Below are 14,946 nucleotides of genomic sequence, written 5' to 3' on the forward strand. Positions count from 1 at the left end.
CCCGTTCGACGTCTCCGACGGACGCGTCACCCGGATCTGGGCGATCCGCAACCCGGAGAAGCTCGGGCCGTGGGCACGGGAGGCCTAGGCGGCCCCCGCTCCCTCTGGGGCCGATGACCGCGTCAGAGACGCCCGTCCGGTCGGGACATGCAGGTCCTCGTCCCGCAGCCTGCCGGTCGCCCACACGCTGACCAGGCCGGTCAGCGCCAGATAGCCGCAGGCCCACCACGGGCTGCCCGAACCGAGTGCCAGCAGGGCGGTCATGATCAGCGGGGTGATGCCGGACGCGAAGATGCCGGACACCTGGTAGACGAAGGACATGCCCGTGTACCGGACCGGGGTGGCGAAGAGGGCGGCGAACAGGGTTCCCTGGGCGCCGTAGAACCAGGCGTGCACGACTCCGAGTGTCACGATCAGCGCCGCCGCGAAGGCCCAGGTCCCGCCGGTGCCGAAGAGCCAGAACGCCGGGAAGACCGAGACGGAGAACGCGGCCATGCCGGTGAGGTAGACCCGGCGCGCTCCGTGGTGGTCGGCCGCCGCCCCGGACACGGGTATCAGCACGGCCATCACCAGCGCCGCCGCGGTGACCGCGAGCAGCACCGGCGTACGGTCCAGCTCCAGCGTTCCGGTGGCGTAGGTGATGGCGAAGACGGCCCAGGTGTTGAAGGCGGCCCCCTCACCCCACCGGGCGAGCATCCCGAGCAGGACGTGCCGGCGGGCCCGCGGCGCACGCGTCAGCTCCACCAGCGGCGTGGAACGCGGCAGTTCCTGAAGGCGGCGTACGGCACGGAAGGCCGGCGTCTCGTCGATCTTCAGCCGTACGGCCAGTCCGACCACGACCAGCACCAGGCTGACGAGGAAGGCGATCCGCCACCCGTAGGCGAGGAACGCCTCCTCGCTGAGCGCGTCGCTCAGCAGCGCGAACACGCCGGTGCCCAGGGCCAGTCCGAGGGCCAGCCCGATCTGCGGGCAGCTGCCGAACCGGCCCTTGCGGCCGTCGGGCCCGTACTCCACGGCCAGCAGCACCGCCCCGGCCCATTCGCCGCCCAGTGCCACGCCCTGCGCGACCCGCAGGACCAGAAGCAGCGCGGGCGCGAGGATGCCGACCTGCTGATACGTGGGCAGCAGACCGATCAGGGCGGTGGAGACGCCCATCAGCCCCATGGTGAAGGCGAGGGTGTGCTTACGGCCGATCCGGTCCCCGATGTGCCCGAAGAGCAGACCGCCCACGGGTCGGGCGACGAAGCCCACGGCGAACGTCGCGAAGGACAGCATCGTGCCGACCGTGCCGTTGGACGTGGGGAAGAACAGCTTGTCGAAGACGAGCCCGGCGGCGGTGCTGTAGAGGAAGAAGTCGTACCACTCCACGGTGGTGCCCAGCAGACTGGCGAGCACCACGGTCCTCAGCCGGGAGGGAGTGGGGGTGTCTTGTAGGGACGGGGCATGCGCGGACATGGGGCTCCGAGTGGGGTGCGGAGACGGCGTGCGGGCATGCCGACGCGGAGACCTACGTCCGGGGACGCGGACGCGTCGGAGCACGCGAAGGGCGCGTGAAAAAGGGATTGGCCGCTGCCTTGGCCGGTCCGCACGGTGCTGTGGGGGACGCGGACGCGCCGAGACTGACGACCCGGTGGCCCTACGCCGCCGGGGAACTCATGGGCTCTTGGTCGTCAGCCGCGACAGGTCGCGCTGGACTGGCGGCACAGATCGACGTGCAGTCGTCCCACGAGGATGTCGGCGGCAGCGGTCATGCCTGGCATTGTGCGTGAGTCACCCCGCCGAGCTCAAGTGGGACGGTCACGCGCTCGTATCCAGGGCGAGGTCCTCAAGGACGGTGATCAGTCGGCGTCGGGCGTCGGCGGGCAGGCCTCGCAGCGGCAGCGGGAGATTCGGCTCGGTCACGAGGCCCAGCCGCGAGGCGGCCGCCGACATCACGCGCAGGCCGCCGTACTGGCGGAAGAGCTCCCAGAGGGGCTCCAGCCGCTCGGATTGGGCCGTGGCCCCCGCGGCGTCGCCGGCCTGGGCGGCCCGGGTGAGGGCGAGGGCGGTTACCGGGAAGAGGCCGCCGGGTCCTCGGGAACCGGCGGGATCTTGACCGCGGCCACATTCGGCAACTCGGCGATACGGCCGTGGAGTTCGTCGGTGAAGTGGACATGAGTGGTGCGCGGGTTGTCGTACACGCACAGCGGCACCGACAGCTCACGGGTGACGCTCTCGTACAGTCCGAACACCTCGTCGTCGGTGAGGGGCTGATACGTCATCGGGGCGAGCAGGACCGCGGACGCGCCCGCCTGCTGCGCGTCCTCGGCGAAGGCGAGTACCTGCGAGGTGCGCAGTGCCCCGATGCCGGCCATAACCGGCACACCGTCGGCGGCCCGGACCGCGAGCCTCGCCACGCGGGCGCGCTCCTCGCGGGTGAGGTAGGCGTAGCCGCCGGTGGAGCCGAGGGCGCCGATGGAGTCGACGCCCGCGGCGGCGAGGCGGGAGACGAGGGCGCTGAACGCCAGCTCGTCGATGCCGTCTTCCGTCGTGGGCGTGAGGGGGAAGGCGCTGAGGCCGCGGAACATGGGAGGACTCCTCGGGGTATGTGTCGACTGTCGGCGAGGCTTGTCGGGGCGGGGGCTGGGGTGGGCAGAATAGGTGGAGTGGAGAGCAGGCCGGGAGAACATGACGACATGGGCGTCGGCGTGGACGAGGCGCTGATGTCGGCCCTGTTCGCCGCGGTGGAAGCCGGTGTGTACGCCGTGGACGACGAGGGCACGGTGATCGCCTGCAATCCGTGGGCCGAGCATCTGCTGGGCTACGAGCAGGGCGCCCTGATCGGGGTCGATGCCCACCGCGCCCTGCATCCGCTGGACCCGGAGACCGCCGCCGCGCCCGTGCCCCGGCCGATCCTGAAGGATGTCGCGCTGGGCAGACGGACCAGTGGCGACCGCGCCGTGTTCCTGCGCGCCGACGGCACACCGCTCCAGGTGTGGTGGACCGCGGCCCCGCTGCCCGCGGCGCTCGGACACGGCGAGGGCGCGGTGGTGGTGTTCCACGACGCGACGGCGGTCCGTGAGCGGGAGGGCCGCCGCGCCGAGCGGTACGCGCACAGCGAGACGATGCGTGAGCAGGCCGAATACGATCTGGCGGAGGCCACCTGGCTCGGCGAGCTGACGCTCGCCATGACCAGCACCCTGGACACCGACGAAGCGCTGCACCGTCTCGTGCGCCAATTGGTGCCCCGCCTCGCGGACACCGCTCTGATCGACCTCGCCGAGGGGCATGGCCATCGCCGTGCGGCCGGCGCTCATCACATCGCCGGCGTCCTGCCCGCCGCCGCCCTTTCCGAGCACGGCGAGGTTCTGCGTCGGCACCCCGCCCACCACACGGCCGTCAGCCGAGTCGTACAGGGAGGCGGCACCCAGCACCTGACGGACCTGGCACCGGCGACGCCCGGAGAAGCCGACCTGATGGCGGTGGTGCAGGCCGAGGAGGCCTTCGTCATTCCGCTGCGGCTGCGCGCCACGACCTTCGGGGCACTGACCCTGACCCGCGCACCGGCCAGCCCGCCCTTCAACGCCGCCGACCGTGCCCTGGCGGAGGAGGTGGCCCGCCGGATCAGCCTGGGTCTGGACAACACCCGTCTGCACGCCGCCCAGGCCGGCATCGCGACCGCCCTGCAGCGCGCGCTGCTCACCGACCTGCCCGACGTCCCGGGCATCGAACTGGCGGCCCACTACCAGCCGGCCCAGCACACGGCGGAAGTGGGCGGCGACTGGTACGACGCCTTCCTGCTCCACGACGGCGACCTCGCCCTCGTCATCGGAGACGTCACCGGACACGACATCCAGGCCGCCTCCCGCATGAGCGAACTGCGCAACATGCTCAGGGCCCTGGCCGTCGACCGCCCCGAGGAGGCGCCCGGCCAGATCCTGCGCCGTCTGGACACCGCCCAGGCCCGTCTGACCCTCGCCGACTCCGCCACCGTGATCTTCACCCGCCTACGCCGGACCGTCAGCGGGGCCTGGCAGGCGTCCTGGTCCGTCGCGGGCCACCCGCCCCCGCTGCTGATCACCGCCGACGACGTCGGCTATCTCGCCCAAGCGCGCTCCATGCTCCTGGGCCTGCGCCCCACCGCCGAGCGCCCCACCACCCACACCGAGCTGCCCGACGGCGCCACCCTCCTGCTCTACACCGACGCCCTGGTCGAATCCCGCGGCCGCTCCCTCGACGACGGCATGACCCGTCTGCGCCAGCACGTCACCGCCCACCGCCACGTGCCGCTGCCCGAGCTGTGCGCGAAACTCGCCGAGGAGCTGGGTGACCCTCGCGACGACATCACCCTGATCGCCGCGCGCACTCCCGGCACCGCGATCAGGCGGGAACCTCAAAGATGAGTTCGAGGCCGTCCTCGTCGTCCCATTGCTCTCCGACCTCCACGAAGCCGAACCCGGCGATCGTGGCCAGGGACGCCGTGTTGTCGGGACTGATCGTCGCCCGCACGATCCTGACGCGGGCTTCGGCAGCGGCCCGCTCCACCAACGCGGTGAGTATCGCCCTGGCGTAGCCCTGACGACGGTGGGCGGGGACCACCGTGTAACCCAGCTCCACCATCCCGGCGTCGTCCGGCGGACCGTGGAACCCGGCATACCCCACGACGGCACCCTCCGGCTCGGCCACCACGGCCTGCGTGAGCCACCCCGCGCAACCCGGGTCCGAGATAAGCTGATCGACCCGGTACCGCCACACCCACTTCGCCCGGTCGGTGAGGAAGTACTCGGGGAGGGAGACACCGGCTTCGGCACCGGCCTGAGCCAAGTCGTCCTTCAGCAAGGCGTTCATGGCCGTGCTCGACAACTCGACGAATCGCACGGACTTGGTGCTCGTGGGGACTGAGGTACGGCGCTCGGCTTTGTCTGTCACAGCGCGAATGGTCATGGAGAGCCCAGGACATGTCCAACGAATTAGGCGGTGGCCGGGCCGACAAAACGCTATGGTGCGCCGATGTCATCGATCAAGCAGTTCCAAGTCACCTTCGACTGCGCGGAACCCGAGCGCGTCGCTCGCTTCTGGTGCGAGGTGCTGGGGTACGTCGTACCGCCGCCCCCGAAGGGGTTCGCCACTTGGGACGAATACAACGGTTCTCTCCCTCCCGCGGATCAGGGTGCGTGGTTCGCATGCGTCGACCCCTCAGGGGTGGGACCGCGACTGTTCTTCCAGCGCGTTCCCGAAGGCAGGGTCGTCAAGAATCGGGTGCATCTCGACGTGCGGGCCGGCACCGGACTCGTGGGGGAAGAGCGCCTGGCCACGCTTGAGGCCGAATGCGCACGACTGGTGGCGCTCGGCGCGGTACGCGTGCAGCTCCTGCCCGCCGACGACGACAACGAGTCCTGCATCGCGATGCAGGACATCGAGGGCAACGAGTTCTGTCTCGACTGAGGGACCTTCTTCGGGGGGGGGCGAGCAGCGGAGTGTGCGCCATGTCACGCATGGCAAAAACGACCTAAGTTGCCCAGATCACAGCGCAAATGTCCATTTAGCGTCCATTCTCGGAGCGGCAACCCAAGCCCGAAGTGGAGCGCGCCGAAATGGACTTGGACACACCGCGCCCAAGTGATCCATGACACAGCGTTCGTGATGCTCCACCTCGCTCCCCGAGAAAGGTGCCCATCATGGCCGCTTACCTGTGCCCGCCCGCCGTGATCCACGGTGAGCACACCGTGAAGACCAGCCAGATCGTGACGGAGGTTCGCGGCCGGCACCCGCACGCGGCGTGGGCGCCGCGGATCGACGCGATCGCGGCCAGTACGGGCATCGAGAACCGCGGGTGGATGCTGCCGCTGGAGACCGCCGTCGCGCCCGGCAACGGGAGCGGCCTGCCGGCTGCCGGCATCGGGCCGGCCCGAGAGGCGCTGGCCGGAGACGGGTTCACCGAACAGGACGTGGATCGCGTGATCGCCGCCCTCGAGGCGATACCCGCGCCGCAGACCGTCCAGGAGCGCACCGCGCCCGCCTGGGCGGCCGTGCGGTCCTGCGGGGAGCGTGCGGCACGCGGGGCCCTGCAGATCGCCGGGCTGGACGCCGCGGACGTCGACTGCTTGATCACCAGTCACTCCACCACCCCGGCGCTGCCGGGGCTGGACGTCGCCCTGGCCAACGAGCTTCCGCTCCGGGGCGACGTGATGCTGCTGCCGGCCACACAGTGGGCCTGCGTGGCCGGGACCCGCTCCCTGGCGCTGGCGGCGGATCTCGTGGCCGCGGACCCCGACCGGGTGGTGCTGGTCGTGATCGCGGAGGCGCTGAGCACGACCTACCAGCCCGCGGACGACTCTCTGGAGTCCTTGATCGTCCGGTTGCTGTTCGCCGACACGGCGGTCGCCGCGGTGGTCACGGGCCGTCCGAGGCCCGAGTCGGTGCTGCGCCTGGACGCCGCCTGGCACCACACTCTGCCCGGAACCCAGGATCTGCACCGCCTGGAGACCCGGGAGGACGGCACCCACTTCGTGATGGACCGGCGCGGGCCGCGCGCCGTGCAGGAGACGGTCACCGCGATGTGGGAGTGGCTGCGCGTCCGCTACCAGGACGACCCCGGCTCCTGGCACCCCGACGTCCTGCTCGCGCACCCCGGCGGGACGCGCGTGCTGGAGTACATGGAGCAGACGATGCCCGACGGGTGGCCGTCGGGGCTGCTGGACTACAGCCGGGAGAGCTACACCAGCGGCAACCGCGGAGGCGCCGCCGTGTTCGACATCCTGCGCAGAGCGCACGATGCCGGGCAGGAACGCGGCAGTCGTGCCGTCCTGTACGCGGCGGCCCCGGGCCTCACGGCCACCGCTCTGCAAGGAGAGTGGCTGTAGCCCGTACCGGCGGTCGGGCCGCCCGTACCCGCCGGCGGCGCCGCTCGACGAGTGCACGTCACCCGGCCCTCCGCAGCCGCGTCACCTCGCGGCTGTCGCCACGGACGCCCAGACCACCTTGCCGGTGTCGGTCCACCGCACCCCCCACCGGGTGGTGAGCCCATGCACGATGTGCAGGCCACGGCCACCGTCGTCGAGGATCCCGCCCCGGCCCAGCCGGGGCCTGCCATTGCCGGTGTCGCCCACCTCGCACAGCAGCCCGTGACCGGCCCTGATCAGCCGTATCGTGATGGGGCCTTCGGCGAAGCGGACCGCGTTGGTGACCAGTTCGCTGACCACCAGCAGCACGCTGTCCCGGGTGTCGGCTCGAGTGCTCCATTGCGCAAGCAGTGCGGAGACCAGCTCACGGGCCCGGGCGGCCGCGTCGCCGCGGGCGGGCAGCCGCCAGGTCGCGGTGTCCCCCTTGCGGTAGCCGATCATGCGTGCGAGCAGCAGGGTCACGTCGTCGCGCCGGCGCACGGGCGCCAGCTCGGAGACCACGCGCCGCGCGGCCTGCGGCAGGGCGTCCCAGGGGTGCACGGTGGACACGACGTCCGCCAGCCTGCCGATGCCCTCGTCGATCGACAGGGCGGGGTCCTCCACCAGGCCGTCGGTGTAGAGGGCGAGCAGCGAGCCCGGGGGGACGTTGAACACGTGCACGTCGAAGGGTTCCCGCAGCGCGAACTCGGCGCCCAGCCCGGGGTGCGGGCGTACCGCGACAGAGCCGGCGGTCCCCTCCGGGGGCACCAGGACCGGGGGGAGGTGGCCGGCGCTGGACAGCGCCATCCGGTGGCTGACCGGGTCGTAGACGGCGATGCAGCAGGTCGACCCGAGGGCGCTGTATCCGGCCACCAGCCCGGACTCCGTGTCGTCCAGCAGCGTCACGGTCTCGTCCAGGTGCTCCAGCACCTCGTTGGGCGCCAGCCCAGCGGACAGCAGCGCACGGGCCTCCATGCTCAGCTGTCCCATGGTCGCCGCCGCTCCCAGGCCGTGCCCGACGACGTCACCGACCACCAGTGCGGTACGGCCGTCCGGCAGCGGAAAGCTGTTCACCCAGTCTCCGCCGACGCCCGCGCTGTCGGGGGTGGCGGGCTGGTAGACGCTGGCGGTCTCGATGGTGTCGCCGCCGGACCGTGGCAGCAGTCGGCGCTGCAAAGCCAGGACCTGCGTGTGCTCGCGCTGGTGCTGACGGGCCAGGTCGACGTGATGAGAGGTCCTGGCGACCAGCTCCTGGAGGTCGAGCAGCTCACTGTCGTGGAAGGGGCGGTCCGACCGCCGCCAGACCTCGGCCACACCGAGAACGACGGGCGGAGCTCCGTTCAGCACCAGCGGTATGTACGCCACACCGGCCGCCCGGTCGCCGGGCACCAGGGCGCGGACCAGTCGCGCACTGCCGAGCGCCCGCTCGATCGCCTGCCGGTCGGGTATGACGATGGCCTGCGCGGCGTCGTCACGCCGTATCGCCTGCGACAGCAAGCGGCTCGCGTCACTGGGAAGATCGTCGCCCGGCGTCACGTAGCCGTCGGGCCAGGCCCGGTCCGGCACCAAGGCGGCCCGCCGCAGCCGGATGCGCCGCTGCGGCTGCTCGGTGACCACCTCGCCCGTCCATACGGCGAGGTCGAGGTCGATGGCGGCCACGTCTCCCCAGGCCAGCAGTGACTCCGCAAGCGACTGTGCGGTCTCGCCGATGTCCAGCGAGGTGCCGATCGCGGTCTCGGCGGCGTAGAGGTGCAGCCTCCTGGCCATGGCGATCAGGGAGACGGTCAGGCCCTCCTGAGGCGCCGCGGCGGCCAGGATGCTCATCGACACCACCAGCTCCGACCCGTCGCCGCGCCGCAGGCGCTGCACCCGCGCGACGTGCGGCTCACCGGTCTCGAGGACCTGCCGCAACCGCCGCGTGACCGTCGGTACGTCCCAGGGAGGCAGGAGGTCGACAAAAGAGCTCCCGATCGCGGCCTCCACCCCCGCGAAGACGGGGGCGCCCAGATTGCAGCGGGTGATTCTCAGCTCGCGGTCCAGATTGACCGCGCCGAGGATCTGCTCCTGACGGCCGGGGGCCGGATGGGCGGGTACGCGTGGCCGAGCGGCGCTGTCGCCCTGCGGGTCGGCAGCACCGGCGGCCGCCGACTCCCCGCCCCTTGGGATGTACTGCCCCAAGGCGCCGCTGACCATGTCGAACGGCGACGCGGACGAGGGGGAGGGGGTGGAGTCCATGCGACTCTCTCAGCTCGCTCGCCAACCCCGGCACAGCGCCGGGGCCGTGCCAGAACCCGGGCGACAGGGCCCCGAGATTCCTGACCGCACACCTCATTCAATAACACCCGGGGCCGCTTCGCCCACACCAGCGGATCGCACGACGAGCACGGACAGTGAGGCGCGGCGGTCATCGACTCGGCATCAGAAGCCCTGGCGATATACCCCAGGGGGGTATATGGTTCCTGACTGTGGGGCTCAGGGAACGGGCCGCACTCAACGGGAATGGGGAAGAAGGCCATGGACCACACCGCTCACCACACCGGCGACGTGCACGGCCACGCGGGCCATGACGGCCACGCCGGAGTGTCCTGGGGAATGGCGCTCAAGGCGACGCTGCACTGCCTGACCGGTTGCGCCATCGGCGAGATCCTCGGCATGGTCATCGGCACAGCCCTGATGTGGGGCAACGTGCCCACCATGATCCTGGCGATCACCCTCGCGTTCCTCTTCGGCTACTCCTTCACACTGTTCGCGGTCCGTCGCGCAGGCCTGGACTTCAAGACCGCGATCAAAGTCGCCCTCGCCGCCGACACCGTCTCCATCGCCGTGATGGAGATCGTCGACAACGGCATCATCGCCCTCACTCCCGGCGCGATGGACGCCCACCTGTCCGACGGGCTGTTCTGGGCGGCGCTGCTCGGCGGCTTCGCCGTCGCCTTCGTGATCACCACGCCGGTCAACAAGTGGATGATCGGCCGCGGCAAGGGCCACGCGGTCGTCCACGCCTACCACTGACGTGGACGGTCAACTCCAACCTGCAGTTGCTCGGCCATTCCGACGATGATGCCCTCCGGGCCGCAGAGGTAGCGCACCGGGCGAGCCCCCTTCACCACCCAGGCCCTGGCGAGCGCGAACCAGACCGTGGGCGTGGGCAAGCGGCTCATCGCGGCGGTGGCCCGCCGTCGGCGGAGTGGAGCCAGGGTGCTCCTGGCTCCACTCCATGGTGCGGGCGTGTCACTGGAACTGTGCGAAGAACCTCCAGATCTCTGCCTTGGTCCAGGTGGTGACGCCGCTTTCGTTGGGGGAGCCGTCGACCGGACCGGGTATGTGGCCTCCGTCGAACGCGGCCCATTGGACCGGGTATCCGGCACGGCAGCCCGAGTAGGTGGTGGTGATGTGCGTTCGACTGCCCTGCGCGGGCTCGCGCGGGCTCTGGGGGGTGCAGCCGTTGTTCCTGACGAACGTGTCGCGCAGGGACCGTCCTTGCCCGATGTTGAGGACGGAGTCGCTGACGCCGTGGATTCCGAAGTAGGCGATGGGCTGGGTGCCGCCACTGCACCCGCTGATCTGAGCGCCGGAGATGACCGCGACGGCCCTGAAGACGTTCGCCCGGCTGCATGCGAGTGCGTAGCTCATGCCGCCGCCCCAGCTGAATCCCGTGGCGAATCGCTGGGCCGGGTTGACACAGAGGCCGCCCTCGATGCGCCGGATCATGTCGTCGACGAAGGTGATGTCCTCACCGCCCGAATTGGCCCAGCCGTTGCCGAGGCCCTGGGGAGAGACGAGGATCGCGGTATTGTTCGACTGTTCCTGTTGGCCGTAGTAGGACCAGGCCTTCCCGCTCGTGCCGCCCGAGGCGACGTCGCCGGCGGTTCCGCCCCGCCAGTGGAACCCGAAGATCAACCGGTAGCGGTGGGTGCTGTCGTAGTTGTCGGGAACCCTGAGGATGAAGCTGCGGCTCTTGCCGCCGCTCTGAATCGTGTGCGTACCGCTCGCCAGAGTCGGGGCGCTGCCGCATCCGCCGCCGCCACCGGACGACAGCTTGACCATCTGCCATTGCTGGTTGGCGCCGCCCCAGTCGGTGTACTGGACGACGTTGCCTCCGTCCGCCGTGGAGGCGCCCTGAACCTCCACCGCCTTGCTGCTGGTCCGGTTGATCAGCCGGACGTGGCCCGCGTCGGAGTCGGCTAGGCGGAACTGCTGGTTGGGCCCGTTGTGGTCGGCCCATTGCTGGATCGTGGCACCGTCAGCGGTCGAGGCGCCGGCCACGTCGAGAACTTTGTCCGAATGCCGGGACTTGAGGCGGTAGAACCCGCCGCCGGAGTCCACGAACTGCCACTGCTGGTTGGCTCCGTCGTTGCGCGTCCACTGGCCGACCCGCGCGCCGTCGGCGGTGGATGAGCCAGAGACGTCCAGCGCCTTGCCGCTGTTGCGATTGACCAGGACGTACCAGGCATTGGTGTCCACTGTCGCCGCCTCGGCGGGCGCCGGGTTCACCGCGGCGAGCATGCCGATCGCGAGGGTAGTCGCCACCACGGCGGCAACCCGGGACCACCAGCGATGTTTCCGCGGAGGGGCGGAAGGAACCGCACCGTAGGTCTTCATCGATTCACCCTTCGTATGGGACAGGTCCCCTCAGGTGCGGGTCCAGCGTTGGTTGTTGCCGTTCGAGCAGGAGTAGAGCTGGATCAGGGTTCCGTTGGCGGTGCCTCCCGAGACGGCGTCGAGGCAGAGGCCGGACTGGACGCCGACGATGGATCCGTCGGAGCCGAGGCGCCATTTCTGGTTGTCACCGCCCCAGCAGCTGTAGATCTGGACCTTGGTGCCGTTGCCGGTGCCGGCGGCGTCCAAGCACTTGTCGCCGTAGACCCTGAGCTCGCCGGCGGCGGTGTACGTCCACTGCTGGTTGGTGCCGTTGTGGCAGTCCCACAGGTGGAGCTGGGTGCCGTCGGTGGTGCTGGTACCCGGCACGTCCAGGCAGCGGCCCGAACCGACGCCCTTGATCGTCCCGCCGTCCGAAGGGGGCGTGGAGGTACCGCCGTTGAGTGCGTTGAGGACGGCGGTGTAGGCGGGCTTCTTGCTGCCGTCGCGGTTGAACAGCAGCGGTGTGTGCTCCGGTCGCCAGGAGTCGGAGTCGCGGACACCCCAGACAGTGATGCCGAGGCAACGCGGGACGGCCAGGCAGTCGTTGGTCACGTTGGCGTAGGTCGTGGCCGAGGCGCCCTGGATGTCGAGTTCGGTGATGGCCACATCGACGCCGAGGGCCGCGAAGCTCTGCAGGGTGGTGCGGAAGTTGCTGTTGTAGGGGCTGTCGTTGTTGAAGTGCGCCTGGAAGCCGACACAGTCGATCGGTACGCCGCGCTGCTTGAAGTCCCGGACCATGGCATACATGGCCTGGGTCTTGGCCCACGTCCAGTTCTCGACGTTGTAGTCGTTGTAACAGAGCTTGGCGGCCGGATCGGCGGCGCGCGCGGTGCGGAAGGCGACCTCGATCCAGTCGTTGCCGGTGCGCTGCAGGTTGGAGTCGCGCCGGGCTCCCGAACTGCCGTCGGCGAAGGCCTCGTTCACGACGTCCCACTGGGCGATCTTGCCCTTGTAGTGGGCCATCACGCCGTTGATGTGGTTGATCATCGCCTGGCGCAGCGTGCTGCCGCTGAGGCTCTGCATCCAGCCGGGCTGCTGGGAGTGCCAGGCCAGGGTGTGGCCACGCACCTGCTTGCCGTTCTGCACCGCCCAGTTGTAGACACGGTCGCCGGCGGCGAAGTTGAACTGGCCCCGCTGTGGTTCGGTGGCGTCGATCTTCATCTCGTTCTCGGCCGTCACCGAGTTGAACTCACGGCCCGCGATCGTCGTGTACGCCGAGTCGCCCAGCCTGCCCGAGGCGATGGCGGTGCCGAAGTAGCGGCCGCTCTGCGCCGCCGCGGCGCCGAGCGTGCTCTCGGCGGCGTGTGCGGTCGGCGGCGCGACCAGTGCGGCGCCCACTGTGAGGACGCAGACGACCAGCGCCCACAGCAGGCCGCGGACCTTCCGGCGGACAACGGGTCTGGGAAGGGCATACGAGCCCATGAATGTGCCTCCAGGGTAGGAATCAAGGAAGGACTGACGGACTGAAGCGCAGGGGAACGCGTCGTCCGCTCCCACTCGCAGACGTACGGGGCGGTCCGAAGCCGAGGGTGGCGCAGCTTTGGTGCGCGGATCTGTCGTGCAGCACAGCTCGGTTCGATACCTCGAACCATGACCGGCCTCTCAGCCAGGGATGATTGAGGTGTTGACGATGCATCGTCAATACTCCCCGCAGAAAAAATTTCGACCCCGAGACCGAAACTTACGGAATCCCGCCGAGCAGGACGGCGAACCCACGGCACCGCCGTCGATGGATTCCGCAGGGCCGGGGCTGCGCCTCCGGTCGGTTCGACCGCTTGCCCTACCCGAAGGGGAGGCGCTGTTTGTGGACAGATCGGCGACAGACCTTGACCGGAGGGCCCTGCATTCCTAGCTTGTGGCGTCAAAGCTTCCGGGAATTCTTCGAATGTTTCGAGATCGCCGCCCCAAAGGAGGCCCCCTGATGTGGTTTCGCCACCCTCCCCCGGTCCGCCTGAGACGATTACTCGCCGTTCTCGCGCCTCTGCTGCTCGTATCCACGTTCCTCGGTGCCCAGCCCGCCGGCGCGGCGACCGTAGACCCCAACGCCTCGTATGTGCTGGTCAATCGCAACAGCGGAAAGGCCCTGGACGTCTACAACATGGCGACCAACGACGGCGCCCGCATCACTCAGTGGACCAGGAACGATCAGAACCAGCAGCAGTGGCGGTTCGTCGATTCCGGGGGCGGCTACTACCGCATCGTGTCCCGCCACTCGGGCAAGGTCCTGGACGTCCACAACTGGTCCACCGCGAACGGCGGCTCGATCGTCCAGTGGGCCGACCTGAACGCCACCAACCAGCAGTGGCGGCTGGCCGACAGCGCGGACGGCTACGTGAGGCTCATCTCGCGCCACAGCAACAAAGCCCTCGAAGTGCAAGGCGCCTCCACCGCGGACAACGCGAACGTCGTCCAGTACGACGACTGGGGCGGCACCAATCAGCAGTGGCAGCTCGTCAAGGTCGGCGCCGGCGACCCCGGCGCGTGCGATCTTCCGTCGACCTACCGCTGGACATCAACGGGCGCGCTGGCACAGCCCAAGCCGGGGTGGGTCTCGCTCAAGGATTTCACCGTCGCCCCCTACAACGGCAAGCAACTCGTCTATGCGACGACGCACGACACGGGGACGAGCTGGGGTTCGATGAACTTCAGCCTGTTCACCAACTGGTCGGAGATGGCCTCGGCCGGCCAGAACACGATGTCGAGTTCCACCGTCGCGCCCACGCTCTTCTACTTCGCGCCGAAGAACATCTGGGTGCTCGCCTACCAGTGGGGCGGGACCGCCTTCTCCTACCGGACGTCGAGCGACCCCACCAATCCGAATGGCTGGTCATCCCAGCAGGTGCTCTTCTCCGGAAGCATCTCCGACTCCGGAACAGGACCCATCGACCAGACGCTCATCGGTGACGGCACGAACATGTACCTGTTCTTCGCCGGTGACAACGGCAAGATCTACCGGGCCAGTATGCCGATCGGGAACTTCCCGGGCAGCTTCGGCACGACCTCGACCGTGGTCATGAGCGATACGAGGAACAACCTGTTCGAAGCCCCGCAGGTCTACAAGCTGCAGGGCCAGAACCGCTACCTCATGATCGTCGAGGCGATCGGCTCGCAGGGCCACCGCTACTTCCGCTCGTTCACGGCCACCAGTCTGAACGGCTCATGGACACCCCAGGCCGCGACCGAGAGCAACCCCTTCGCCGGCAAGGCCAACAGTGGCGCCACGTGGACCAACGACATCAGCCACGGCGAACTGATCCGCACCAGCCCCGACCAGACCATGACCGTCGACCCCTGCCACCTGCAGTTGCTCTACCAGGGGCGTAGCCCCAACTCCGGCGGTGACTACGGCCTCCTGCCCTACCGTCCGGGTCTGCTTACACTGCAGCGCTGACGGCGTGACACGAGTCCGGCTCCGGTAGGAACCGACCCGGGCGGGTTCGGCACA

General features: G+C 69.6%; 12 protein-coding genes. 5 read left to right on the top strand and 7 right to left on the bottom strand.

What is annotated here, in order from left to right:
* Positions 1-84: 84 nt before the first annotated feature.
* The 3 genes from ACWIF2_RS36910 to ACWIF2_RS36920 all read right to left on the bottom strand — a co-directional run bounded on the left by ACWIF2_RS36910 (position 85) and on the right by ACWIF2_RS36920 (position 2,567).
* On the bottom strand, positions 85-1,398 hold the full coding sequence (locus ACWIF2_RS36910; protein ID WP_454365541.1) for an MFS transporter: 1,314 nt from the start codon (positions 1,396-1,398) through the stop codon (positions 85-87).
* Between the two features lie 272 nt (positions 1,399-1,670).
* A complete protein-coding gene (locus tag ACWIF2_RS36915) occupies positions 1,671-1,760 on the bottom strand; it encodes a putative leader peptide (RefSeq protein ID WP_106434236.1) in 90 nt (29 codons plus the stop codon).
* A 288-nt stretch (positions 1,761-2,048) separates the two neighbouring features.
* Positions 2,049-2,567, bottom strand: coding sequence for a dihydrodipicolinate synthase family protein (locus ACWIF2_RS36920; protein WP_454365543.1), 519 nt, complete (start codon positions 2,565-2,567; stop codon positions 2,049-2,051).
* A 108-nt stretch (positions 2,568-2,675) separates the two neighbouring features.
* On the opposite strand from ACWIF2_RS36920, the gene ACWIF2_RS36925 reads away from it, so the two are divergent.
* Positions 2,676-4,382, top strand: a complete 1,707-nt coding sequence (locus ACWIF2_RS36925) for a SpoIIE family protein phosphatase (RefSeq protein WP_454365545.1) — start codon at positions 2,676-2,678, stop codon at positions 4,380-4,382.
* Here ACWIF2_RS36925 and ACWIF2_RS36930 read toward each other — a convergent pair.
* Positions 4,360-4,827, bottom strand: coding sequence for a GNAT family N-acetyltransferase (locus ACWIF2_RS36930; protein WP_454365560.1), 468 nt, complete (start codon positions 4,825-4,827; stop codon positions 4,360-4,362). The genes ACWIF2_RS36925 and ACWIF2_RS36930 overlap by 23 nt on opposite strands.
* 162 nt (positions 4,828-4,989) lie before the next feature.
* Between ACWIF2_RS36930 and ACWIF2_RS36935 the strand changes: the two genes are divergently transcribed.
* Together ACWIF2_RS36935 and ACWIF2_RS36940 are read left to right on the top strand one after the other, a co-directional pair.
* On the top strand, positions 4,990-5,424 hold the full coding sequence (locus ACWIF2_RS36935; RefSeq protein ID WP_454365547.1) for a VOC family protein: 435 nt from the start codon (positions 4,990-4,992) through the stop codon (positions 5,422-5,424).
* A 233-nt stretch (positions 5,425-5,657) separates the two neighbouring features.
* The gene (locus ACWIF2_RS36940; RefSeq protein WP_454365549.1) at positions 5,658-6,842 is read left to right on the top strand and encodes a type III polyketide synthase; all 1,185 of its coding nucleotides are present in this window, start codon (positions 5,658-5,660) and stop codon (positions 6,840-6,842) included.
* A gap of 81 nt (positions 6,843-6,923) precedes the next feature.
* On the opposite strand, the gene ACWIF2_RS36945 is transcribed toward ACWIF2_RS36940, so the two are convergent.
* Entirely contained in the window at positions 6,924-9,095 is a 2,172-nt protein-coding gene (locus ACWIF2_RS36945; protein ID WP_454365551.1) for a SpoIIE family protein phosphatase, read from the bottom strand.
* A 279-nt stretch (positions 9,096-9,374) separates the two neighbouring features.
* On the opposite strand from ACWIF2_RS36945, the gene ACWIF2_RS36950 reads away from it, so the two are divergent.
* Positions 9,375-9,872: a DUF4396 domain-containing protein gene (locus ACWIF2_RS36950; RefSeq protein ID WP_454365552.1), complete on the top strand. Its 498-nt coding sequence runs from the start codon at positions 9,375-9,377 to the stop codon at positions 9,870-9,872.
* Positions 9,873-10,091: 219 nt separating this feature from the next.
* On the opposite strand, the gene ACWIF2_RS36955 is transcribed toward ACWIF2_RS36950, so the two are convergent.
* Complete coding sequence (locus ACWIF2_RS36955; RefSeq protein ID WP_454365554.1) at positions 10,092-11,393, bottom strand: RICIN domain-containing protein; 1,302 nt, start codon at positions 11,391-11,393, stop codon at positions 10,092-10,094.
* A 99-nt stretch (positions 11,394-11,492) separates the two neighbouring features.
* On the bottom strand, positions 11,493-12,923 hold the full coding sequence (locus tag ACWIF2_RS36960; RefSeq protein WP_454365556.1) for an endo-1,4-beta-xylanase: 1,431 nt from the start codon (positions 12,921-12,923) through the stop codon (positions 11,493-11,495).
* 499 nt (positions 12,924-13,422) lie between these two features.
* On the opposite strand from ACWIF2_RS36960, the gene ACWIF2_RS36965 reads away from it, so the two are divergent.
* A complete protein-coding gene (locus tag ACWIF2_RS36965; RefSeq protein WP_454365558.1) occupies positions 13,423-14,892 on the top strand; it encodes a non-reducing end alpha-L-arabinofuranosidase family hydrolase in 1,470 nt (489 codons plus the stop codon).
* Positions 14,893-14,946 lie beyond the last annotated feature (54 nt).

The sequence above is a fragment of the Streptomyces sp. NPDC055506 genome (assembly GCF_053643595.1).

Coding starts and splice junctions, on each gene's coding strand:
- ACWIF2_RS36915 (WP_106434236.1), bottom strand. CDS start 1,760: ATGCCAGGCATGACCGCTGCCGCCGACATCCTCGTGGGACGACTGCAC.
- ACWIF2_RS36940 (WP_454365549.1), top strand. CDS start 5,658: ATGGCCGCTTACCTGTGCCCGCCCGCCGTGATCCACGGTGAGCACACC.
- ACWIF2_RS36950 (WP_454365552.1), top strand. CDS start 9,375: ATGGACCACACCGCTCACCACACCGGCGACGTGCACGGCCACGCGGGC.
- ACWIF2_RS36930 (WP_454365560.1), bottom strand. CDS start 4,827: ATGAACGCCTTGCTGAAGGACGACTTGGCTCAGGCCGGTGCCGAAGCC.
- ACWIF2_RS36945 (WP_454365551.1), bottom strand. CDS start 9,095: ATGGACTCCACCCCCTCCCCCTCGTCCGCGTCGCCGTTCGACATGGTC.
- ACWIF2_RS36965 (WP_454365558.1), top strand. CDS start 13,423: ATGTGGTTTCGCCACCCTCCCCCGGTCCGCCTGAGACGATTACTCGCC.
- ACWIF2_RS36935 (WP_454365547.1), top strand. CDS start 4,990: ATGTCATCGATCAAGCAGTTCCAAGTCACCTTCGACTGCGCGGAACCC.
- ACWIF2_RS36920 (WP_454365543.1), bottom strand. CDS start 2,567: ATGTTCCGCGGCCTCAGCGCCTTCCCCCTCACGCCCACGACGGAAGAC.
- ACWIF2_RS36925 (WP_454365545.1), top strand. CDS start 2,676: ATGGGCGTCGGCGTGGACGAGGCGCTGATGTCGGCCCTGTTCGCCGCG.
- ACWIF2_RS36960 (WP_454365556.1), bottom strand. CDS start 12,923: ATGGGCTCGTATGCCCTTCCCAGACCCGTTGTCCGCCGGAAGGTCCGC.